Origin of the sequence: Streptomyces sp. NRRL F-5122 (genome assembly GCF_001507435.1) — a bacterium.
Taxonomy (GTDB): domain Bacteria; phylum Actinomycetota; class Actinomycetes; order Streptomycetales; family Streptomycetaceae; genus Streptomyces; species Streptomyces lannensis.
In genome coordinates, this window is the sequence record NZ_LMWH01000302.1 from 165,613 (window position 1) to 186,924 (window position 21,312).

The window sequence follows — 21,312 nt, forward strand, 5'->3', positions numbered from 1 at the left end:
CCGGATCTCCGCGCGGAACGCAGGGACCGACCGACCGGGCCCGGGGGCGTGGGCCCGGCCCGCCGGAGCAAGCCGACCGTCGGCCGACCACCGGCCGGCGGTCGGGTGCGCCGAGCGTCAGCCGCCGGCCGGACAGTCCGAGCGCGGCTGCGCCAGATGGGCGAGCAGTCGGTCGAGCAGGTGCCGGTCTCCCGGTAGCGAGAAGTGGTCAACGCCCGGGTTGTCGGTGAGGCCGAAGCGATGGCAGGCCATGGCCCGCCAGGCCAGGACCGCTTCGTTGGTGATGTCCTCCTGGTTGCCGTCGCCGTCCCGGTACAGGAATCGGCCGGACTGCGCGATCTGCCCGGCGGACAGGTTCGGCAGGCGTGCGCCCACCACCGTGGGGAGCCCTGATCCCCGCTCCGCGTACACATCCACGTCGGGGAAGGACCGCGCGTCGGCGAAGTGGACAAAACCGATGTAGTGGTCGGTGATCTCCCTGGCCGTCGGCATCCCCGCGTCGGCGAACAGTTCCGGGTAGTCGCGCGGTGTGTAGCTGCGGCCGGTCGAGGTGTCCTGGACGACGACCTCACGGTTCTTGAAGATCCTGGGGTCGGACGCACTCATGTAGCTCGACGGCGCGCTCCGGTACAGACGCGCGCTGCTCTCGGCGTTCTCCTTGGTCGTCGGATAACCGAAGTCCTGGATGTCGAGGCCGGTGAACAGGACCGGGTACAGCAGGCCCTGTCCGGGGAAGTTGCCCGCGATCGGAGTGAACCCCTGGATGTACGTGTCCCGCCAGGCGCGCGGCATATGGGTGAGCAGGTACTGCGCGTAGAGCGGGCCGTTCGAGTGGCCGACCAGGTGGACCGGCCGGTTGCCGTTGTCCTGGTAGGTCTTCTCGATGAGTTCCCGGGTCCGCTCGAGGAAGCCGCCCATGTCCGGGGTGAGCCGGGAGTCGTAGCCGGCGACGCGGATGTCGGTGTTCCGGCGGTAGCCGTGGGCCTCCAGTGCCCGGTAGAGCGGCTCGTAGAAGGATGCGCTGTCCGTCCTGCCGTAGGCGAGGAGCCGTACGTCGACCCCGGGCGCGTTCGAGAAGCGTGAGGCCATCGGTTTCGAGGGGTTCGCGTCGCACCGCAGTGTCAGCAGCCTGTCCTGGCAGAGCTGGCTGAATGTCCGGCTCGGGTGATCGTTGCGGTACCAGTCCTCGAAGCTGCCGACCGCGGGCATCCCGGCGCCGCCGTCTGGTGATCGACGACGACCTGGAGCTTGGTCAGATGGAACGCGGGAAACAGCACGACAGGTGTCCTGCCCGGCGGGGACGCACCGGCCGTGCCGGGAAACAGGGTCAGTACGACCAGCGCGGCGAGCACGATGCGAAGCCAGGACGCCTCACGCATCCGACACCGTCCCATCGTGGTTGCGGTCGCCGCTCCTCGCGGAGGCACTGCGGCACACGCGGACAGGGATCCCCTCCGTGTGGCGACCGGTGGGAGAGCAGGCCCGACCCATCCGGACGTACGGGCGGTCACCCACCGTGGCCGGCCGTCACGCCAGTGTGACCTCCGCCCCGGCCGATCGCCATCCGGGCCCGTGGGCCCCGGGCGGTGACACCGGTGCTTGTCCGCACCTGCCCCGGCGCTACCGGGACGCCATGCGCTGGCGCACGGCCTCGTAGGTGAAGAGGGCGGCCGACACCGCCACGTTGAGCGAGTCCACCTGACCGAACATCGGGATCTTCGCCTTGGTGTGGCGGCCCGCCAGCCACTGGTCCGACAGGCCGTACTTCTCGCTGCCGACGAGGATCGCCGTGGGCCCGGTCATGTCGACGTCCGCCATCATGAGGTCCGTGTCGGGGGTCGTGGCGACGACGTTCACCGAGTGCTCTGCGAGCCAGCGCACGACGTCCACCGACTCGGCCGAGGCGATCGGGACGGCGAAGACGGTGCCCTTGCTGGCCCGGATCACGTTGGGATTGCCCCAGTCCGTCACGGGATTGGCCGAGATGACGGCGGTCACGCCCGCCGCGTCCGCGGTGCGCAGCATCGAGCCGAGATTGCCCGGCTTCTCGACGCTCTCGCAGATGAGGAAGAGGGCCCGGTCGTCGACCTCGATACGGGACAGATCGGTCTCGATGTCCGGTACGACGGCGAGCCAGCCGTCCGGACCCTCCCGGTAGGCGGCCTTGTCGAAGGCCTGCCGGCTGAGGCTGAACAGGGCTGATCCGCGCTCGGCGGCCCGGGCCACGACGTCGCGCGGGTCGGACCCGCCGGTCAGTGCGGGGCAGTAGTACAGCTCACGGGGACGGACGCCGGCCCGCAGGGCGAGATCCAGTTCCTCATAACCCTCCACGAGGGTCACTCCGGAATTCTGCCTGTTCCGCCGGCGGCGGAGGGCGGCGAGTTCCTTTACATGAGGGTTGCTCGGGCTGGAGATTTCCTTGGGCGAACCAACCCTCGGGATGGACGGCATCGGCGGTGGGAATCACGGCGCCTTTCCGGCCCCGATCCTCCGCCCCCTTTCTCGTGTTTCCTGTGTGCTGCGCGCGGTCGTGGCCAGGGTACCGGACCCGTCGGAGGCCTGCTCCGCGCCCGTCAACCGGCCTTCCGGCCCGGCCGCTTGCGCCGGGCGCGGCCGCAAGGCGGTCCGGCCCGGGGCGAATTCCGCGGGCCGGGCTCGCGTACCGGGGCGAGTTGCATTCGCCGGGGAATTCATCGATTCCCGTTCCGGACGGCGGACGGGAAGAGGGGTGGAATGCGGGGCCTGTGGAGACGGTGGCGGGACGGGAATGCGGACCGCTGCGGCCGCGCGCCGGCCCCCGTCTCGGACGCTTCGGACCGCCACCTGCCGGCACCCTGCACAGGCGCCTCGGTCCGCCCTCCGCACTGGAACCGCCGGTAGGCCGGGGTGGGCTGACGGGGGCGCAGCGGTGCGCGCGGCGAAAGACGGGCGTGTTCCGTGGTGACAGGGATGGCGCGAACCCGTACTCGTACCTGAAAATCATCCAGGGCGAGGAGAACCGGCGTCTTTGAGACGTCCTCTTGGTTAACGGTTAGCATCGCGCCACAGTCGTCGGCCGGGATGGGGAGGGTGTCGTGTCGCAGGCGGAGCGGGAGCCGGGACCTCGTGTCGCGGTCGCCGTCGTGACCATGGGCAACAGGCCCACCGAGGTCGACGCCCTCCTCACGTCCGTGGCCAAGCAGGACCTCGCCCCCTCCCGCATCGTTGTCGTCGGCAACGGCTGTCCTCTTCCCGAGTTCGCCGATCGCCTCGGCCTGCCCGGTGAGGTCACCTGTGTGGAGGTGGACGAGAATCTCGGCTGCCCGGGCGGCCGCAACGTGGCCCTCGCCCGGCTGCGGGAGTTCGGGGACGTCGACGTCGTGGTGGAACTCGACGACGACGGGCTGCTCGTCGACGCCGACGTGCTGCGCCGTGTACGGGATCTGTACGCCGCCGAGCCGAGGCTCGGCATCGTCGGGTTCCGCATCGCCGACGAGCACGGTGAGACCCAGCGACGGCACGTGCCGCGGGTGGGGGCCGCCGACCCGCTGCGCGGCGGCCCGGTGACCGGCTTCCTCGGCGGTGGCCACGCCCTGTCGATGGCGATGCTCGCGGAGACCGGCGACTGGCCCGCGGAGTTCTTCTTCGCACACGAGGAGACGGACCTCGCATGGCGGGCCGTCGACGGCGGCTGGACGGTGTTGTACGCGCCCGAACTGCTGCTCCAGCACCCGAAGACCTCGCCCGCGCGGCATGCCATCTACTACCGGGTGACGGCACGCAACCGAGTCTGGCTCGTGCGCCGGCGGTTGCCCCTCCCGCTCGTCCCCGTCCACCTCGGTGTGTGGATCGCGGTGACCCTGCTGAGGACGCGGTCCGTCGCCGGGCTGAAGGCGTGGTTCGGCGGATTCGTGGAGGGTGTGCGGGCTTCGGCGGGGGAGCGGCGCCCCATGCGGTGGCGCACGGTGTGGCGGCTCACCAGGCTCGGCCGGCCGCCGGTGATCTAGGGCCCGTCGTCGGGATCATGCCGGCGTCGACCGTAAGGCGCGGTCTCTCCCGGCCGATCTGATCCCCACGGCAGACCCTGGCCGGCGAGCGGGCGCGGGACGCCGAAGAGCCCGGTCGTCACCTCCGCCGACCGGGCCCCTGCGTGGTCCCGGATCCGGCCACGGCGGCGACACTCCCCCGAGCTACGCGTCAACGCGCGCACCGTCGGGCCAGATCCGTTGAAGGGATCACATCAGGCCACGCCAACGGATCGCTAACATGTGCCCAACGGCTGCTGAGGGGCCGTGAGCCGGACGGTTTCCGCAGGAGACGCGTGCCGGACGGCTGGAACCCGTCGTATGCGGATGTGAAGTCCGTGAAGTCGACGACGGGCCGCGGCCGTCTGGCCGCGTGAAGAGGCGGCACGCGGCGGTCGTGCCGCAAGGTGACGCAGGCGCGGCGCTCCGGCCGCGCGGAAGGGCAGCGGAGCGGCTATGCGGTACGAGCTCCGGTTCGGGCTGCTGGGTCCGCCTGTCGTGTACGAGGCCGACGGTGGGGTCCGGCCGATCGGCAGTGCCAAGGCCCGGGCTCTTCTGGTGGCGTTGCTGCTGGAACCGGGCCGGGTCGTCTCGGTCGACGCGCTCAAGGACGCGCTGTGGGGCGGGACGCCGCCGGCCTCGGCGCAGGCCTCCCTGCAGAACCACGTCACCCGGCTGCGCCGCCTCCTCGGCGACGACGGCACCGAGCGTCTGCGCGCCGTGGCCCCCGGTTACCGTCTGCGGGTCGAGGACGGAGAGTTGGACGTCCGCGTCTTCGAGGACCACATCGCCGCGGCGCGCACCGCACACGCCGAGGGCGACTGGGAACGCACCGTCCGTGAGGCGACGGCCGCGCTCGCGCTCTGGCGCGGGGCCCCGCTCTGCGGCCTGCCGCTGGAGGCCGGGGGGCGCGCTTTGGTGCGGCGCCTGACGGAGGCGCGGCTGCTCGCCCTGGAATGGCGCTGTGAGGCCGAGTTGCACGTCGGGGGCGCCCGACTCGGCGGTCTGGTACCGGTGTTGACCGCTCTGGTCGCCGAGCATCCGCTGCGGGAGGGTTTCCACCGCCTGCTGATGCTCGTCCTGCATCGCACGGGCCGCCCGGCCGAGGCGCTGGCCGTCCACCGGGACCTGCGCGGACGTCTCATCGAGGAGCTGGGTGTCGAGCCGGGCGCCGCGGTGCGCGAGGCCCATCTCGAGATACTCCGGGACGACGGTGGCGGAGCCCGAAGCCGAAGCGGGGCCGCCGAGGGTACGCGATCCGGCGGCGCACGGCGGGAGCACACGGAGGTGGGCGACGCGGGCCGCGCGGCGGAGGGCGCAACGACCGCGCTCGACGGGACCGGGGGCGCTGCGGACGCCGGAACCGGGGACGATGCGGACGGCGATCGCGGACCGGGTACCCGTCCCGCGAACGCCCGGCCCGTCCCGCCCGTGCCCCGCCCCGCCCAACTTCCGTGCCCGCCGGCCCATTTCATCGGGCGCGGCGCCCTGGCCGAGGAACTCCTGCGACTCCTCGGGTTGGAACGCGGCGCGCCCCGGGTCGCCGTGCTCAGCGGTATGGCCGGAGTCGGGAAGAGCGCACTCGCCCTGTATGTCGCGCATGGCCTGCGGGAACGTTTCATCGACGGTCAGCTCTACGTCAATCTGCATGGCGCGACGCCCGGCAGGGTTCCGCTCACCCCGGAGCAGGCACTCACGGCACTGCTGCGTGACCTCGGAGTCGAGCCCCGCCGTATCCCCGAACACCCCGACGCCGCAGCGGCGCTGCTCCGCTCGCTTCTCGCGCCCACCCGCACCCTGATGGTCCTGGACGACGCCGCGAACGCCGCCCAGGTGCGTCCGCTGCTGCCCGGCGGCCCGGGCTGCGCGGTGATCGTCACCGGCCGCTCCCCGCTCACCGCGCTCGACGGTGCCCACCGGTTTCCGCTCACGCCGCTGTCCGACGAGGAAAGCGCCGCCCTCCTCCGCGCGGTGTCGGGCCGGGACGGGCTGCACGCCGGGCATCCGCTCGTCGAACTCACGGGCCGGCTTCCGCTCGCCCTCCGTGTCGTCGCGGCACGCCTCGCCGCCCGTCGCGCGCTCACCCCGGACGTCCTGGCCGGTCAACTCGCCGCCACGGAAGGGCGGCTGCACCACCTGGAGTACGACGACCTGAGCGTCCGCAGGTCGCTCGCCGTCGCCCACGACGCACTGCGCGCCTCCGACCGGGAGGCCGACCGGGACGCGGCACGTGCCCTCGGCCGTATCGGCGTCCTCGACCTCCCCGGCTACGGGGCACCCCTGCTCGCGCACGTTCTCGGTACGGACGAACGCCGTGCCGAGGCCGCCCTCGACCGGCTCGTCGACGTCGCGCTGCTGGAGGAGACCGCGTACGGGCGGTACACGCCGCACGACCTCGTCCGGGACTTCGCCCGTGAGACCGCGAGGCGTGAGGGCGCAGCGGAGACCGACCGCGTCGCCGCCGATCTTGCCCTGCGCTGGTACAGCGCCGTGGCCGCACGGGCTTTCGAGGCCGTCGTCGCACCGGGCGCGGAGCGCGAGGACCGGCTCCGGGAGACACCGTCACAGCCCGGGACGCACCGCGCGGACGTGGCCGCCGTCGCGGCCTTCGGCTCCGCGCAGGCCGCCACCGACTGGCTCGGCCTGGAGCTGGAGAACATGGTGGCGCTCGTGGAGCGCCACGCCGACACCTCCGCGCACGTGCCCCTGCTCGTCCGCAGGCTTGCCTCGCACCTCCAACGCCGCGGACGGGTGACGGAGCTGGAGGTTCTGGTGCGTGCCGCGCTGCGCGGAGCGCGCCGGCTGGTGGACGCGCCCGCGGAGGCCTACGCGCTGGTGGACCTGGCGGGGCTGCACTTCCTGAAGGGCCACGGGAACGACGCACTGGCCCTGCTGGACGAGGCGCTCGAGATCTGGCGGCGGCTCGACCACCTGTCCTGCCTGTGCCGCGGCCTCAACAACCGGGCGCTGCTCCTGGAGAGCCTCGGCCGGTACGAGGAGACCGGCGAGGCACTGCGCCAGTGCCTGGAGTACACACGTGTGCTGAACGACCCGATGCAGGAGGCCATCACCTACAGCAATCTCGGCAACCTCTACGAACACACGGATCCGCGGGCCGCCATCGGCCATCACCGCCGGAGCCTGGAGATCGGTGAGCGGATCGGGCACGTCGTCGTCCGCCACTCCGCGCACTGCAACATCGGTTTCGCCCATCTCACCCTCGGTGAACCGGACGCCGCCCTGCCGCACTTCGAGGAGAGTCTGCGTGTGCTCGGCGGGCACGGGCACTGGCAGGGCGAGTCGCAGACGCGGCTCGGGCTGGTGCGGGCGCTGCGCGGGCGGGGGGAGGCGGACCGGGCCACGCACGAGTGCGAGGCGCTGCTGGCACTCGCCGCCCGTCATGGCGACTGCTACACCAAGGGGCTCGCGCTCCACCAGCGCGGCCTGCTCCTGCGGGCGGAGGGTGACGCCGAGGAGGCCCGCCGGCAGTGGGAGACCGCTCTCGCCGCGCTGGACGGGACGGACAGTCCGGTTGCCGGGGAGCTCAGGGAACTGCTGGCGGACGGGTGAGCCCGGCGGGTGAGCGACCCGTGGGGCATGCGCGGGCGGCGGGATCGCCCTCGGGCCGTGCGCACCACGTCATTTCGCGTCCGCGTAGCACTCGACGACGCCCGTCGTGAACGGAATCCGAACCGGCGTCTCGCCGAACGTCAGCCGCATCGCAAGGTCCGAGGCCTCCTGGATCGCCGCCACCACCGTGTCCGCCTCCTCGGCCGGGCAGTGCACGATGACCTCGTCGTGCTGGAAGAAGACCAGCTCGGCGGCGAGGCCCGCACAGGCGCGGCGCAGCGCGGCGAGCATCAGCAGAGCCCAGTCCGCCGCGCTGCCCTGGACCACGAAGTTGCGGGCGAAGCGGCCGCGGGCACGGGAGTTGGTGGAGGCGTATCCCGGCATCCACTGCTGGGTCTCCCCGGCCGCCGCCGAAGGGCCGTCCTCCTGCGGAATGCCCGCCTCCTCCGTCGCGTCGTCCGAGGCACCGGCGGCCGGCGGTGATGTGCGACCGAGCCAGGTGCGGACGAGCCGGCCCTCCTCGCCCTCGCGCGCCGCGTCGTCGACGTACGCAACGGCTTTCGGGAAACGGCGGCGCAGCAGGGCGAGGTTCTTCAGACCGTCCCCCGAGGTCTGGCCGTAGATCGCGCCCAGAACGGCGATCTTGGCGTGGCCGCGGTCACCGGAGAAGGCCCGGTCGGACACCGACTGGTACAGGTCGTCGTCGCGGCCCGCCACCTCCATGAACGCCGGGTCGCGCGAAATGGCGGCCAGGACGCGCGGCTCCATCTGGGCGGCGTCGGCCACGACCAGCCGCCAGCCCGGATCGGCGACCACGGCGCGTCGGATGATCTTGGGGATCTGCAGGGCGCCGCCGCCGTTGGTGACCCAGCGGCCGGTGACCGTGCCGCCAGGCAGGTACTCGGGCCGGAAGCGGCCGTCGCGCACCCAGTCCTGCAGCCACGACCAGCCGTGGGCGACCCAGATGCGGTACAGCTTCTTGTACTCGAGCAGGGGCTTCACGGCGGGATGGTCGACCGACTCGATCTCCCAGCGGCGGGTGGACCGCACCCGGATGCCGGCCTGGCCGAAGGCCTTGACCACGTCGTTGGGCAGGTCGGGCCGGACGCGGCGGCCGAAGGCGGCCGACACCTCGTCGGCCAGCTCGGCCAGGCGCCGGGGCTCGCCGCCGCCCGCGTACCGCTCGCCGAGCAGATCGTGCAGCAACCCGCGGTGGACGTCCGCGCTCCACGGCAGCCCGGACCGGTTCATCTCGCCGGCCACCAGCATGCCGGCCGACTCGGCGGCGGTGAGCAGACGCATCCGGTCGGGGTCGGCGGTGGACTCGTGCCGGCGCTGCTGGTCCGCGTACACCTCGACGAGGTCGCGGAGGGGGACGTGGACGGGGCTGGGCTCGAAGAGGGAGGACTGCGAGCCGGGCTCGGCGGACCGCGACGGCGGGTCCGGCGGTACGGGGCCGCCGCGCAGCCGGGCCAGCGCGGCGGCTGCCGACCGGGGCTCGCCGAGCCGCCCCTCGTGGCCCAGGAGGAGGGTCTCGGCGGCCTCGACGTCATAGCACCGGTCGACCCGCACCCCCGTGGCGAGCAGACGCGGCTGGACGTCGGCGGTGGACCGCCACACCCACCGGGTGACCTCCGGCCGCGCCCGGACGGCCTCGACGAGATCCCCCTCCCTGACCACCGGCCCGGCGAGCAGCCCGTCCGGGCCGAGTGCGGCGACCTCCGCGCCACCGTCCTCGGCCGGAGCGAGAGCCCAGCGCCCGGTCATGCTGCGAGTGTGGCAGGGGGGTCTGACAGTGGGGCCGGACGTGCCGGCCGGGTGGCTCAGTCCTCCTGCGAGAGCTGCTTGCGGATGTCGTCCAGCGCCTTGAGCACATGTGCCTCCGTCGCGTCCTTGCTGATGCCGAGGCCGGTCAGCGGGCCCTCGCCGTTCTCCTGCTCGAGGAGCGCGAGGAGGATGTGCTCGGTGCCGATGTAGTTGTGACCCAGGCGCAGCGCCTCCCTGAAGGTGAGTTCGAGGGACTTCTTCGCGGCGGGGGAGTAGGGAACGAGTTCGGGGGCGTCCTCGGCGCGGGGCGGCAGGGCGGCGGTCGCCGCCTCGAGCACCGCGTCCAGCGAGACCCCCTGGGCGACGATCGCCTTCGCGGCCAGCGCCTCCGGCTCGGCGAGGAGCCCGAGGACTAGGTGCTCGGGGACGGTCTCGGCGTTGCCGGCCGACTTCGCCCGGTTGTGCGCGGTGACGACCACGTTGCGGGCGCGGATGGTGTAGCGGCTGAATCCCTGGTTGGGGTCGAGGTCCGCGGACTCCTTGGGCACGAAGCGCTTCTGGGCCGCCTGCCGGGTGACGCCCATGCTCTTGCCGATGTCGGTCCAGGACGCGCCCGAACGCCGGGCCTGGTCCACGAAGTGGCCGATCAGATGGTCGGCCACGTCGCCGAGGTGCTCCGCGGCGATCACCGCGTCCTGAAGCTGGTCGAGTGCGTCCGTGTGGACCTTCTTGATGGCTTCGATGAGGTCGTCGAGACGCAGGTTCGCTGAGGTGTACGGCTTCTCCGTCATGCGTCAACCGTAAGTTGACACCCTGAGACTGTCAACCCGAAGTTGACACCCGGCCGCGAGGTGCGGGCCCGCGGAGGGGATGGCGGCGGGCTCCGGCGCGCCTCGTGTCACGATCGAACGCGTGAGTACGACGACCACCGTGGACCGCGCCTTCCGGGCCGCCCTCTACGACGACACCGACGCGGCCCTCGACACCGGTGCCTCGCTGCTCGCCGCCGATACCGGGGCCGACGCCGAACTCGTCCGGCGCGGCGAGCAGTTCGTGGCCGCAGCCTGGCGGCGCGGTTGGCAGCCCGCGGACGTCGTACGCATCGTGCGCCGCGAACTCGACGCCCTTCATGTGCGCCTCGTGTCGGCGCTGGTCCTCGGGGAGGCCGGCGGGCGCACGCCCCCCGGCCCGCGCTGGGCCGCACAGTTGCGCGACCTCGACGTGGAGCCCTCGGGGACTTTCGACCGCTTCTCGCACGCCACCGCCGTTCTGGAGCTGTACCGCCTGCTCCTGCGGCTGCCCGCCCTCGAACCGCTCGAGGCGCCCGGGCAGGACGCCGCCCCGCGGCAGCCGGAGTCACGCATGCTCACCCGCATCCGTGCCCTGCTCGCCAAGGCGGAGGCGACCGGCTACCCCGAGGAGGCCGAGGCGCTGAGCGCCAAGGCGCAGGAGCTGATGGCGCGGCACAGCATCGACGAGGCGCTGCTCGCGGCCCGTACGCACCCCGGGAACGCCCCCGGCGCCTGCCGCATCGGGGTCGAGCCGCCCTACGAGACGGCCAAGGCGGTGCTCCTCGACGCGGTGGCGACCGCGAACCGCTGCCGGGCCGTGTGGCACGGGGCCCTGGGCTTCTCCACCGTCATCGGCTTCGAACCGGACCTGGAGGCCGTCGAACTGCTCTACACCTCGCTGCTCGTACAGGCCACCGGTGCGATGACGAAGGCGGAGGCGGCTCAGCGCAAGGGCGGCCGGAAGCGCACGAAGACGTTCCGGCAGTCGTTCCTGGCGGCGTACGCGCATCGCATCGGCGACCGGCTCCGGACCGCGGCCGAGGGGCAGGTCGCACACAGCGAGGGCGATCTGCTGCCGATGCTCGTGGCCCGGGACGTGGCCGTCGCCGACCGGATGGAGCGGATGTTCCCGGAGACGGTCACCACCCGGCTGCGCGGCGTCGGTGATGCGGACGGATGGGAGCAGGGAGCCGCGGCCGCCGACCGGGCGCAGGTGGCGGGACGGCCCCGGCTCCCCTGAGACCGGGTCAGTCCCCGGCGACCTGCACGGCACTCACCGAGGCGTCCGGGGTCTTCGCGTCCTTCAGTGCCACGTCCCCGTACGACCACGGGTGGCTGCCCGTGTCACCGGCGCCCGGAACGTCGATCTTCACGGTCTTGACCGGGGCGCTGCGGGATCCGCCGTCGCCGCGGACGTACGTGATGGTGAAGGTCGCCGTCTCGTCCTTCTGCAGCGTCACCTCGGCCGGCTTCGCGCCCTCCTGGTCGGGCACGGTCCAGGCGGAGTCGCCGTCGCGCAGCTCGATGGCGGGGAAGCCCTTCAGGGTGCACTGCTTGCTGTCGCGGTTCGTGAGGGTGACCGGGACGTTGCCGGTGTCGCCGGGGCTGGTGGCGGCATTGCCGGGACCGACCTCGACGCCGATGCGGCGGGGGGGGGGGGCGGCTTCCTTGCCGCCGCCCCCGCCGCTGCCGCAGGCGGTCAGGGCCAGGGCCGTGGCGAAGGCGGCGGCGGAGAGGCGGACGTGGAGCGTGCGCATGAAGGTCCTCTGGGTCGTGACGATGTGCATGGATCATCACGCAGGCGGGCGGGGCGGGGTTGCGCGCCCCCGTCGCCGTGTGTGCACCCGGTCCCGGATCCCGCGGCCCGTCGCGCGCAGCCGGAGGTCAGGATCCCAGGCTCGCCGTCGGCAGTCCGCTCGGCAGCGTGCCGCCCTCGGCCTTCATGAAGGTCTCCGCGCCGATGCCGCCCTGCCAGGTCACCTTCATGTTCCGCGAGTTCAGCGAGTCGACCGTCCCGGTCCCGCGGTCGTTGCTGCCGTCCGTGCACTTGAGGTGGATCGTCTGCTTGCCCGACTCCTCGCCCGCCACACCGGTGCAGACGGTGCCGCCCGTCGCGAAGAGTCCCGCCTGCTTGCCGGTGATCACCAGGGCCACGGCCTTGCCGCCCGTCGTGGCCAGCCAGCTGCCCTCCATCGTCCCGGAAGCGGCGCCCGGTGTGCCGGAGTCCCCGCCGGCGTCCGCCGTGGCCCCGGACGCGCTGGGCGTGGACGCCCCACCGCTCGCGGAGTCGCTGCCCCCGGAGTCGCCGCTGCAGCCGGTCAGCACGAGCGCGGCCGCGAGACCGGCGGCGGCCGTCAGTCCGATGCGCGCCTGCCGGCGCGTGACATGCGTCGCTGTCACTGGAGTCTCCCAGGGTTGCCGGGTTGCCGATGAGGTCATGGGGACGATCGCAGCAAGCTACCAGGAGGGCTTGTGCGCGCCGGGGAGACGCCGGGCGTGCGGTTGCTCACGCGGGCCGACCCGGCACGGGCCGAAGGCGAGGTGCGCCGTCGTGCGGCCCGCTGCCCGGTTCAGCCCCGGGAGGCCCGCGTCCGGGCGGCTGCCTGCGCGGCTTCGGCCGGGCGATGAGCCGCTCCGGTCTTGCGGCGATCGACGGCCGACGATCCCCGCGCGGTCCGGCGCGGCGCGCGGACCGCCGCACGACGGGCGCGCCGATGCCTCTCGATCGTCGCGATCCACCCATTCTTCGCCGTACCGGCCCCTGGTCTCCTCGGATCTTCACGCCGGGGGCACGGGCTCCGGCCGCTGCGGTGCCCGTGCACGCCTTCCCAGGGCGCGCCTTGCCTGCACGGCCGTCCGAGCGTCATGCCCGTTGTCCGGGTGTCATCATAGGTAGGGAATTTCCTACGCTTGACGGGTAGGGAATCTCCTACCTATGGTGTGCCGCATGACCGTCACACACGCTTCTTTCGTCACTGTTCCCGTCACCGACCAGGACCGCGCCCTGCGCTTCTACACGGAGGTCCTGGGCTTCGAGGTCTCCGCCGACCTGGACATGCCGCAGGGGCGGTGGCTTCAGGTCGCCCCCCGGGGTGCGCAGACCGTCTTCACGCTCTCCGGTCCCGGGATGGGCGATTTCGAACCCGGCTCGACCCGGGGGATCATGTTGGTCACGACCGATGTCGACGCCGACTGCGCACGGCTGGCCGGGGCGGGCGTGTCCGTACAGGGCCCGGACGACCTCCCGTGGGGCCGGATGGTGTCCTTCCAGGACCCCGACGGCAACGGTCTGATGCTGCTGACGGAGGCACAGGGATAGGGAGTCCGGCATGACCACGACCGGGGCCGGGGCGGACACCGCCGCCGAGGACCGCGTCTTCGCCGCGCTCGCCAACGGCACCCGCCGCGAGGTGCTGCGGCTGTTGCGCGACGAGGGACCGCAGCCCGTCCAGGCCCTGGCCGACCGATTCGACATGCGACGTCCGAGCCTCTCGGAACACCTCAAGGTGCTCCGGGAGGCCGGCCTCGTCTCCGAGCAGCGCTCGGGCCGGCAGCGCATCTACCGTCTTGAGGCGGCCCCGCTCGCCGAGGTGCAGGACTGGCTCCATCCGTACGAGCGGTTCTGGCGGCAGCGGCTGCGCGGGCTCGGTGAGTTGCTCGACCGTATGCCGGACGATGACCGCCCATGAGCACCGCGCCCGGCGACGACCTCACCACGATCCGCGTCGACCAGTTCCTGCCGCATCCCCCGGCCAAGGTCTGGCGCGCCCTCACCGAGCCCGGACTGCTGGCCCAGTGGCAGATGCCGGGCTCCGAGAACTTCCGGCTCGAAGTGGGGCACCGCTACACGATGACCTCCGTGCCGCGGCCCAACACCCGGTTCTCCGGCACCGTCGACGTGCAGGTACTCGCCTATGAGCCCGGGCGGATGCTGCGTGTGGGGTGGGCCGACGCGGACCCCGCCAATCCCGCGGACTGGACCATCACGTGGACATTGGAACAGGAAGGCCGCGGGACGCGTCTCTTCCTAGTGCATGAAGGGTTCGACCCGGACGACCCGGCACAGATGACGGCGCGGACGATCATGGACGGGGGCTGGAGGTCGCATGTAATGCGAGCTCTGGGGCAGACGCTTGACCGACTGTAGTCAGGCCGCAGTCAGGCAGTAGTCAAGGGACTGTAAAAGCTGTAACCGCAGGAACACCCCCCGTGCACGTGCATTTGCGCATGCAGCTGCATGTGAACGGAGTTATGATCCGGGACAGTTGACCACTGCATCAATGGCCACACCAGCCAAATGCACCGTTCGGGGAGCGACCTGTGGACCACGACGTGTACGACGTGTACAACGGCATGGCTGCCGCGGAGCTGAGCGGAGTGGCCTGGCAGAAGAGCCGGCACAGCAATTCGCAGGGGTCGTGCGTGGAGTTCGCGCGGCTGCCAGGGGGAGACGTGGCGGTACGGAACTCGCGCTTCCCCGACGGGCCCGCCCTTGTCTACACCCGTGCGGAGATCGAGGCGATGCTGCTGGGCGTCAAGGACGGCGAGTTCGACCATCTGATCGCCTGATGCGCCCGGCGCGGGCCCGGGTGGAGGTCCCGCGGACGCCGGACACGCGTCCGCCCCGTGGTGCACCGATGTACCACGGCCGCAACACGCGTAGAACCGTGACCTCGGAAAAGGACCGCGGCTCTTACTCCGCGCACACCGGCCCGGCCGACAGCAGGAAGAGCGCCCAGACGACCTTGCCGCTCAGCGTGCCCGCCAGCGGGTGCCAGCCCCAGCTGTCGGCGAACGAGTCGACCAGGAACAGTCCGCGGCCGGACTCCGCCGAGAAGTCGTCCGAGTCGCCCGCGACCGGACCGTCGTGACTGGGATCGCGTACGGCGCACACCAGCCGCGAGGTCCAGCGCATCAGATGCAGCCGTACCGGCGCGTCCTGTTCGCCCGCATCCCGTGCCGCCGCGGGCAGCGCATGCCGCAGCGCATTGGTCACGAGCTCGGAGACCACGAGGCAGACGTCGTCGAACCGATCGCCCACATCCCACTGACCGAGGGTCTTGCGGGTGAACTGCCGTGCTTCGCGCACGGCTTCGAGCCGGGCGGCAAGGGCGCAGGAGGCGGAGTCGGACACGGCCGCGGGATCGAGCGGCGGAAGTCCCTGCCGTAAGGGCTCGAGCATGGTCGATCCATTCGTCCCCATGCGAGGCACTCCCGAGTGTTCGCGGTCGTGGCGATGCAGCGGTGGCGCGGGGACCATGGTTTCGGATGAGCCAGGCAGATGCAAGGGCAGATGCACGTGCACGCGCCGGAATTGGTGGTTCCCGTACCGCTTTCTGCTTGTTTCTTCTGACACTTTCTTGCCGCCTGCTTGCCACTTCCTGATGCCTGCCTGCGGATCCCCTTCGACTCCTTTCCGTTTCTGTAACCGTACGAGTACTGCTCGAAGTGTTTTAGTGGCAGACTGCGCGATCTGAAGGACGGTTGGGGAGGCTGACGAACGTGAGCGCTGGGGACTCGAGCGGGTCGGTGGTGCGGCGCATTCTGCTGGGATCCCATCTCCGGCGTCTGCGGGAGGCGCGCGGCATCACCAGAGAGCAGGCCGGCTACTCGATTCGGGCCTCGGAGTCGAAGATCAGCCGCATGGAGTTGGGACGGGTGAGCTTCAAGACACGCGATGTCGGGGATCTGCTGACGTTGTACGGGATCACCGACGAGGCCGAACGAACGTCCCTGCTGTCGCTGGCCAAGGAGGCCAACGTCGCCGGGTGGTGGCACAGTTACTCGGACGTTCTGCCGAACTGGTTCCCGACGTACGTGGGCCTCGAGGGGGCAGCCCATCTGATCCGGTCCTACGAGGTCCAGTTCGTGCACGGCCTGCTGCAGACCGAGGCGTACGCCCACGCGGTCGTCGCCCGTGGCATGAGGGGCGCGAGCGTCGCGGACATCGACCGGCGGGTGGCGCTGCGGCTGGAGCGCCAGAAGTACCTCGTCGCGGAGAGCGCCCCGGAGTTCCATGTGGTGCTCGACGAGGCCGCGCTGCGTCGGCCCTACGGCGACCGGCAGGTGATGCGGGGCCAGCTCCAGCATCTGATCGACATCTCGGAGCACCCCAACGTACGGCTTCAGGTCATGCCGTTCAGCTTCGGCGGGCACTCCGGCGAGAGCGGCTCCTTCACGATTCTGAGCTTCTCCGAGTCCGACCTGTCCGACGTGGTCTACCTGGAGCAGCTCACCAGTGCGCTGTATCTGGACAAGCGTGAGGACGTCGCTCAGTACGAGTCGGCCATGAAGCAACTGCAGCAGGACAGCCCCGGTCCGGACGAAAGCCGCGATCTGCTGCGGGGTCTGCTCCAGCTTTCCTGACTGTCCGCACAGAGTGCTTCGAGGCGTTCCCCCAACTCCTTTTGGACTTGCGTACGATGACGCGAGATCAAACCGTGTCGTGATCACGGGCAGGTGAACGGGTGTCTGCTTCGGCTGCGAGGGATTGAGGGGTCACATGTCGTCCTACTTCACCGATCTGGCTCGGCAGTTCATCGGCGGTGAGTGGCGCCAGGGCACCGGCTCCTGGGACATCATCGACTTCAACCCCTATGACGGCGAGAAGCTGGCGTCGATCACGATCGCCACGGTGGACGAGGTCGACGAGGCGTACCGGGCCGCCGCGGACGCCCAGCGGGAATGGGCGGCCATCAGCGCGTACGGCCGCCGTGCCGTGTTCGAGAAGGCCCTCGGGATCATCGAGGAGCGCGAGACCGAGATCGCCGACGCGATCATCGCGGAGCTCGGCGGGACCCGGGTGAAGGCCGCCTTCGAACTGCATCTCGCCAAGGAGTTCCTGCGCGAGTCGATCCGGCTGACGCTGCGCCCGGAGGGCAAGATCCTCCCGTCGCCGATCGACGGCAAGGAGAACCGCCTCTACCGCGTGCCCGTCGGTGTCGTCGGAGTGATCAGCCCCTTCAACTTCCCGTTCCTGCTGTCGATCAAGTCGGTCGCCCCGGCGCTCGCGCTCGGCAACGGCGTCGTCCTCAAGCCGCATCAGGAGACGCCCGTCGTCGGCGGTTCCCTGGTCGCCAGGATCTTCGAGGACGCCGGGCTCCCGGGCGGTCTGCTGAACGTCGTCATCACGGACATAGCGGAGATAGGCGACGCGTTCCTCGAGCACCCGATCCCGAAGGTCATCTCCTTCACGGGCTCCGACAAGGTCGGCCGCCACGTCGCCACCGTCTGCGGTTCGCTGTTCAAGCGGTCCGTCCTCGAGCTCGGCGGCAACAGCGCGCTCGTGGTGCTGGACGACGCGGACGTCGACTACGCCGTCGACGCCGCCGTCTTCAGCCGGTACGTGCACCAGGGCCAGGTCTGCATGGCCGCCAACCGCGTTCTGGTGGACCGCTCGCTGCAGGCGGAGTTCACCGAGAAGTTCGTCGCCAAGGTCAAGTCCCTCAAGGTCGGCGACCCGCGGGACCCGCAGACCGTCATCGGCCCGGTGATCAACTCCTCCCAGGCCGAGGCGGTCTCGGGCGTCGTCGAGCAGGCCATCGCCGAGGGCGCGATCGCGCTGGTGCACGGCAGGACCACCGACAACCTCGTCGAGCCCTCGGTGCTGACGGGCGTCCCGGCCGATTCCGACCTGCTGCGGCAGGAGATCTTCGGCCCGGTCGCCTTCCTCATCCCGTTCGACGGCGAGGAGGAGGCCGTGCGGATCGTCAACGACACCCCGTACGGACTGAGCGGTGCCGTCCACACCGGCGACATCGAGCGCGGCGTCGCCTTCGCCAAGCGGATCGACACGGGCATGTTCCATGTGAACGACGGCACCGTCCACGACGAGCCGCGTGTCCCCTTCGGCGGGGAGAAGCACTCGGGCGTCGGCCGGCTGAACGGCGAGACGACCGTGGAGGCCTTCACCACGCTGAAGTGGATCTCCGTGCAGCACGGGCGCAGCGGCTTCCCGTTCTGACGACACCGCCTGCCGGCGATTCCTCGTCCCCCTCGGGCCCTTGCGGACAGAAGTCGACCGCAAGGGCCCGTAGCTTCATCGGTGCAAGGCAAGGGCGAACCAGCCGGAACCGGTGAAAGGCGGACTGTCGTGGTCACTCATGTGCGTGCCGAGGCGCAGGGCGATGAACGCGGAGCACTGCTCTCCTTCCTGGAGGAGCAGCGCGGCGGTATTCGCCGGGCCCTGCTCGGCGTGACCGAGGAGCAGGCCGCGAGCCGGCCCAGTGCCAGCGAACTGACCCTGTCCGGTCTGCTCAAGCACGCCGCGGAGGTGGAGCAGGGCTGGATCGCCCGCGCCAAGGGCGAGCCCCCCGCGGTACCGCGGGACGAGTCGAACTGGCACGAGTGCTTCCGGCTCATGGGCGACGAGACGGTCGACTCGCAGCTTGCGTACTGGCGGAAGGTCGCCGACGAGACCGAGGCGTTCATCCGGTCGGTGCCGAGCCTGGACGACACGTTCGCGCTGCCGAACGACCCGTGGTTCCCGCCGGACGAGCGCGTCTCGATGCGCTGGCTGCTGCTCCATCTGATCCGCGAGACCGCACGGCACGCGGGTCACGCGGACATCGTCAGGGAGTCGCTGGACGGGAAGACGGCCTTCGAGCTGGTGGCCATGGAGCAGGGCACGTCCTGGGGCTGATCTCACGCGTCCTACGCTGGGGCGCATGTCAGCGATCCGCCTCCTCGTGCTGGGCGCCGTCCGTCAGCACGGGCGGGCCCACGGCTACCAGGTGCGCAACGACCTGGAGTACTGGGGCGCGCACGAGTGGTCCAACGCCAAGCCCGGCTCGATCTACCACGCCCTGAAGCAGATGGCGAAACAGGGACTGCTGCATGCGCACGAGGTCGCCCCGTCGACGGCCGGCGGCCCGCCCCGCACCGAGTACGAGATCACGGACAAGGGGACCGAGGAGTTCCTGCGGCTCCTTCGTGAGTCCCTGGTCGCATACGACCAGAAGATGGACATCCAGTCCGCGGCCATCGGTTTCGTCGTCGACCTGCCACGGGAGGAGGTGCTGGACCTGCTGAGGGAGCGGACCCGGCGGATCGAGGCGTGGCGGGCCGCGGTCACCGAGCACTACATCCCCGAGGACGGTCCCGGGCAGCTCGGCCACATCGGCGAGATCATGAATCTCTGGGTCCACACCGCGGACTCCGACGCGGCCTGGACCCGGGGGCTCGTCGAGCGGATCGAGGGCGGGGCGTACTCCTTCGCGGGGGAGGGGGAGCCGTTCGTGGGCGTTCTGACGGAGGGCCAGGAGAACCCGTACGCGACGGGGGAGCCGCATCCGGGGGATGCGAACTAATCAAGTTTGACCAATGCCTTCGGCCGCGTTACCTTCCCCCAGTAGTCAAGTTTGACTAGCGAAGGAGCGACGGGTGGCCGAGACGGCGATCACTGTCGAAGGGGTACGCAAGAAGTACGGTGGCGCACCGGCGCTGGACGGGCTCGACCTGGTGGTCCGGCGCGGCACGGTGCATGGGGTCCTCGGTCCGAACGGCGCGGGCAAGACGACCCTGGTCCGCATCCTGTCCACCCTGGTGCGGCCGGACGGCGGCCGGGCCGAGGTGGCCGGGCACGACGTGGTGAAGGGCGCCCGGCAGGTGCGGTTCCGCATCGGCCTGCTCGGACAGCACGCGGCCCTGGACGAGGAGCTCGGCGGCTTTCAGAACCTGGAGATGTTCGGTCGCCTGCACCGTATGGGCGCCCGTGGGGCGCGGCGGCGCGCCGCCGAACTCCTCGTGCGCTTCGGCCTCGAGGACACCGGCCGCAAGGCGGTCAGGCAGTACAGCGGAGGCATGCGGCGCCGCCTGGACCTCGCGGCGTCCCTCATCACCGAACCCGAGGTGCTGTTCCTGGACGAGCCGACGACCGGTCTCGACCCGCGCGGCCGCGCCGAGGTGTGGTCCGCGGTCCGCTCCCTGGTGGGCGGCGGCACCACGGTCCTGCTCACCACCCAGTACCTCGAGGAGGCCGACCAGCTCTCCGACCGCATCTCGGTCGTGGACCACGGCCGGGTGATCGCCGACGGCACGGCCGGCGAACTCAAGGCCCGCATCGGCGGCGACCGGATCGACGTCGTGCTGCGCGACGGCGGCCTGCTGGGCGCGGCCCGCTCCCTGTGGCCCCTGCCCGGGGACGAGGTCTCGGTCGACGTGGACCGGCGCCTGCTCAGCGCCCCGGTCACCGACCGCATGGCGGCGCTCTCCGGGGTCGTACGCGCCCTGGAGGCGGCCGGCATCGAGGCGGAGGACATCGCCCTGCGCCGCCCCACCCTCGATGAGGTCTTCCTGCATCTCACCGGCGCGGACCGGAACGTGAAGGAGGCCGCGTGAGCACCACCTTCGCCCACCGGGGCCCCGCCCGCCCCGCTCCCGTGCCGGGCGCGCACGTCCTCGCCGACTGCTGGACCATGACCCGCCGCGAACTCGCCCACTGGGCCAGGCAGCCGGTCCAGGTGCTGGTCGGCCTGGTCTTCCCCGTGATGCTGCTGCTGATGTTCGGCTACCTGGTCGGCGGCGGCCGCGGTGTCACCGGCGACTACCTCGACTACCTCGTCCCCGGGATGCTCGCGCTCACCATGGCCTTCGGCCTGGAGGGCACCATGCTCGCCGTCACCAGGGACCTCGACAAGGGCGTGATCGACCGCTTCCGGGCGATGCCCATGGCCGACGGCGCGGTGCTCGTGGGCCGTGCGACCGCGGACATGCTCCAGTCCGTACTCGGCCTGGCGGCCCTGACAGGCGTGGGGCTCGCGCTCGGCTGGCGTGTGCACAACGGGATCACCGCGTTCTTCGGTGCCGTCGGCCTGCTGCTGCTGTTCCGTTTCGCGATGCTGTGGATCGGGATCCATCTGGCGCTGGTCGCCGGGAAGCCGGAGCTGGTGCAGGCGGTACAGATCCTGGTCTGGCCGGTCGGCTTCCTCTCCAACGCCTTCGCCGCTCCGGACTCCATGCCCGGCTGGCTGGGCACGGCGGTCCAGTGGAACCCGATGTCCCGCACGGCGACGGCCGTACGCGACCTGCTCGGCGGGCCCGGCGGCGAGGCCGGGCACGTCTGGGCCGCCGTCGTCTGGCCGCTGGCGCTGCTGGCGGTCTTCTTCCCGCTGGCGGTGCGCAGGTTCGGACGGCTGAACGGGTAGCCGTACGGCGGTCCGACGGCCGCTCGCGCCGTGGGC

At 71.4% G+C, this 21,312-nt stretch carries 20 protein-coding genes; 13 read left to right on the forward strand and 7 right to left on the reverse strand.

What is annotated here, in order from left to right:
* Positions 1-117 precede the first annotated feature (117 nt).
* Positions 118-1,209, reverse strand: a complete 1,092-nt coding sequence (locus ADL25_RS44250; RefSeq protein WP_059133623.1) for a lipase/acyltransferase domain-containing protein — start codon at positions 1,207-1,209, stop codon at positions 118-120.
* 411 nt (positions 1,210-1,620) lie between these two features.
* Positions 1,621-2,451: a TrmH family RNA methyltransferase gene (locus ADL25_RS44255; RefSeq protein WP_059133624.1), complete on the reverse strand. Its 831-nt coding sequence runs from the start codon at positions 2,449-2,451 to the stop codon at positions 1,621-1,623.
* 623 nt (positions 2,452-3,074) lie between these two features.
* On the opposite strand from ADL25_RS44255, the gene ADL25_RS44260 reads away from it, so the two are divergent.
* Positions 3,075-3,986, forward strand: coding sequence for a glycosyltransferase family 2 protein (locus ADL25_RS44260; RefSeq protein ID WP_079051036.1), 912 nt, complete (start codon positions 3,075-3,077; stop codon positions 3,984-3,986).
* Between the two features lie 474 nt (positions 3,987-4,460).
* Complete coding sequence (locus ADL25_RS44265; RefSeq protein WP_059133625.1) at positions 4,461-7,574, forward strand: AfsR/SARP family transcriptional regulator; 3,114 nt, start codon at positions 4,461-4,463, stop codon at positions 7,572-7,574.
* A gap of 69 nt (positions 7,575-7,643) precedes the next feature.
* Here the strand turns inward: ADL25_RS44265 and ADL25_RS44270 are convergent, their stop codons facing one another.
* Together ADL25_RS44270 and ADL25_RS44275 are read right to left on the reverse strand one after the other, a co-directional pair.
* Entirely contained in the window at positions 7,644-9,341 is a 1,698-nt protein-coding gene (locus ADL25_RS44270) for a bifunctional 3'-5' exonuclease/DNA polymerase (RefSeq protein WP_059133626.1), read from the reverse strand.
* Positions 9,342-9,397: 56 nt separating this feature from the next.
* A complete protein-coding gene (locus ADL25_RS44275) occupies positions 9,398-10,132 on the reverse strand; it encodes a Clp protease N-terminal domain-containing protein (RefSeq protein ID WP_059133627.1) in 735 nt (244 codons plus the stop codon).
* Between the two features lie 79 nt (positions 10,133-10,211).
* On the opposite strand from ADL25_RS44275, the gene ADL25_RS44280 reads away from it, so the two are divergent.
* Positions 10,212-11,372 (forward strand): DUF2786 domain-containing protein, encoded by a 1,161-nt coding sequence (locus ADL25_RS44280; RefSeq protein WP_059133628.1) that lies wholly within the window; start codon positions 10,212-10,214, stop codon positions 11,370-11,372.
* Between the two features lie 7 nt (positions 11,373-11,379).
* Here the strand turns inward: ADL25_RS44280 and ADL25_RS44285 are convergent, their stop codons facing one another.
* Positions 11,380-11,889 carry a DUF4232 domain-containing protein gene (locus ADL25_RS44285; RefSeq protein ID WP_059133693.1) on the reverse strand — a complete coding sequence of 170 codons (510 nt, stop codon included), beginning with the start codon at positions 11,887-11,889 and terminating at the stop codon, positions 11,380-11,382.
* Positions 11,890-12,016: 127 nt separating this feature from the next.
* Positions 12,017-12,532 carry a hypothetical protein gene (locus ADL25_RS44290; RefSeq protein WP_234381308.1) on the reverse strand — a complete coding sequence of 172 codons (516 nt, stop codon included), beginning with the start codon at positions 12,530-12,532 and terminating at the stop codon, positions 12,017-12,019.
* Positions 12,533-13,079: 547 nt separating this feature from the next.
* Here ADL25_RS44290 and ADL25_RS44295 point away from each other — a divergent pair.
* The 4 genes from ADL25_RS44295 to ADL25_RS44310 all read left to right on the forward strand — a co-directional run bounded on the left by ADL25_RS44295 (position 13,080) and on the right by ADL25_RS44310 (position 14,701).
* Entirely contained in the window at positions 13,080-13,451 is a 372-nt protein-coding gene (locus ADL25_RS44295) for a VOC family protein (protein ID WP_059133694.1), read from the forward strand.
* A gap of 10 nt (positions 13,452-13,461) precedes the next feature.
* On the forward strand, positions 13,462-13,821 hold the full coding sequence (locus ADL25_RS44300) for an ArsR/SmtB family transcription factor (protein ID WP_059133630.1): 360 nt from the start codon (positions 13,462-13,464) through the stop codon (positions 13,819-13,821).
* The gene (locus tag ADL25_RS44305; RefSeq protein WP_059133631.1) at positions 13,818-14,279 is read left to right on the forward strand and encodes an SRPBCC family protein; all 462 of its coding nucleotides are present in this window, start codon (positions 13,818-13,820) and stop codon (positions 14,277-14,279) included. The genes ADL25_RS44300 and ADL25_RS44305 overlap by 4 nt, the downstream gene beginning before the upstream one ends.
* A gap of 173 nt (positions 14,280-14,452) precedes the next feature.
* Positions 14,453-14,701, forward strand: coding sequence for a DUF397 domain-containing protein (locus ADL25_RS44310; RefSeq protein ID WP_059133632.1), 249 nt, complete (start codon positions 14,453-14,455; stop codon positions 14,699-14,701).
* A gap of 124 nt (positions 14,702-14,825) precedes the next feature.
* On the opposite strand, the gene ADL25_RS44315 is transcribed toward ADL25_RS44310, so the two are convergent.
* Complete coding sequence (locus ADL25_RS44315) at positions 14,826-15,314, reverse strand: ATP-binding protein (protein ID WP_059133633.1); 489 nt, start codon at positions 15,312-15,314, stop codon at positions 14,826-14,828.
* Between the two features lie 347 nt (positions 15,315-15,661).
* Here ADL25_RS44315 and ADL25_RS44320 point away from each other — a divergent pair, with 347 nt between their 5' ends.
* From ADL25_RS44320 to ADL25_RS44345, 6 genes are all read left to right on the forward strand, one after another.
* Positions 15,662-16,498 carry a helix-turn-helix domain-containing protein gene (locus ADL25_RS44320; protein ID WP_059133634.1) on the forward strand — a complete coding sequence of 279 codons (837 nt, stop codon included), beginning with the start codon at positions 15,662-15,664 and terminating at the stop codon, positions 16,496-16,498.
* A gap of 136 nt (positions 16,499-16,634) precedes the next feature.
* Positions 16,635-18,095, forward strand: coding sequence for an aldehyde dehydrogenase family protein (locus ADL25_RS44325; protein WP_059133635.1), 1,461 nt, complete (start codon positions 16,635-16,637; stop codon positions 18,093-18,095).
* A 129-nt stretch (positions 18,096-18,224) separates the two neighbouring features.
* The gene (locus ADL25_RS44330) at positions 18,225-18,773 is read left to right on the forward strand and encodes a DinB family protein (protein WP_059133636.1); all 549 of its coding nucleotides are present in this window, start codon (positions 18,225-18,227) and stop codon (positions 18,771-18,773) included.
* Between the two features lie 25 nt (positions 18,774-18,798).
* A complete protein-coding gene (locus tag ADL25_RS44335; RefSeq protein WP_059133637.1) occupies positions 18,799-19,440 on the forward strand; it encodes a PadR family transcriptional regulator in 642 nt (213 codons plus the stop codon).
* A 73-nt stretch (positions 19,441-19,513) separates the two neighbouring features.
* Entirely contained in the window at positions 19,514-20,470 is a 957-nt protein-coding gene (locus tag ADL25_RS44340) for an ATP-binding cassette domain-containing protein (RefSeq protein WP_059133638.1), read from the forward strand.
* Positions 20,471-20,547: 77 nt separating this feature from the next.
* Positions 20,548-21,276 carry an ABC transporter permease gene (locus tag ADL25_RS44345; protein ID WP_059133695.1) on the forward strand — a complete coding sequence of 243 codons (729 nt, stop codon included), beginning with the start codon at positions 20,548-20,550 and terminating at the stop codon, positions 21,274-21,276.
* Positions 21,277-21,312: the final 36 nt, after the last annotated feature.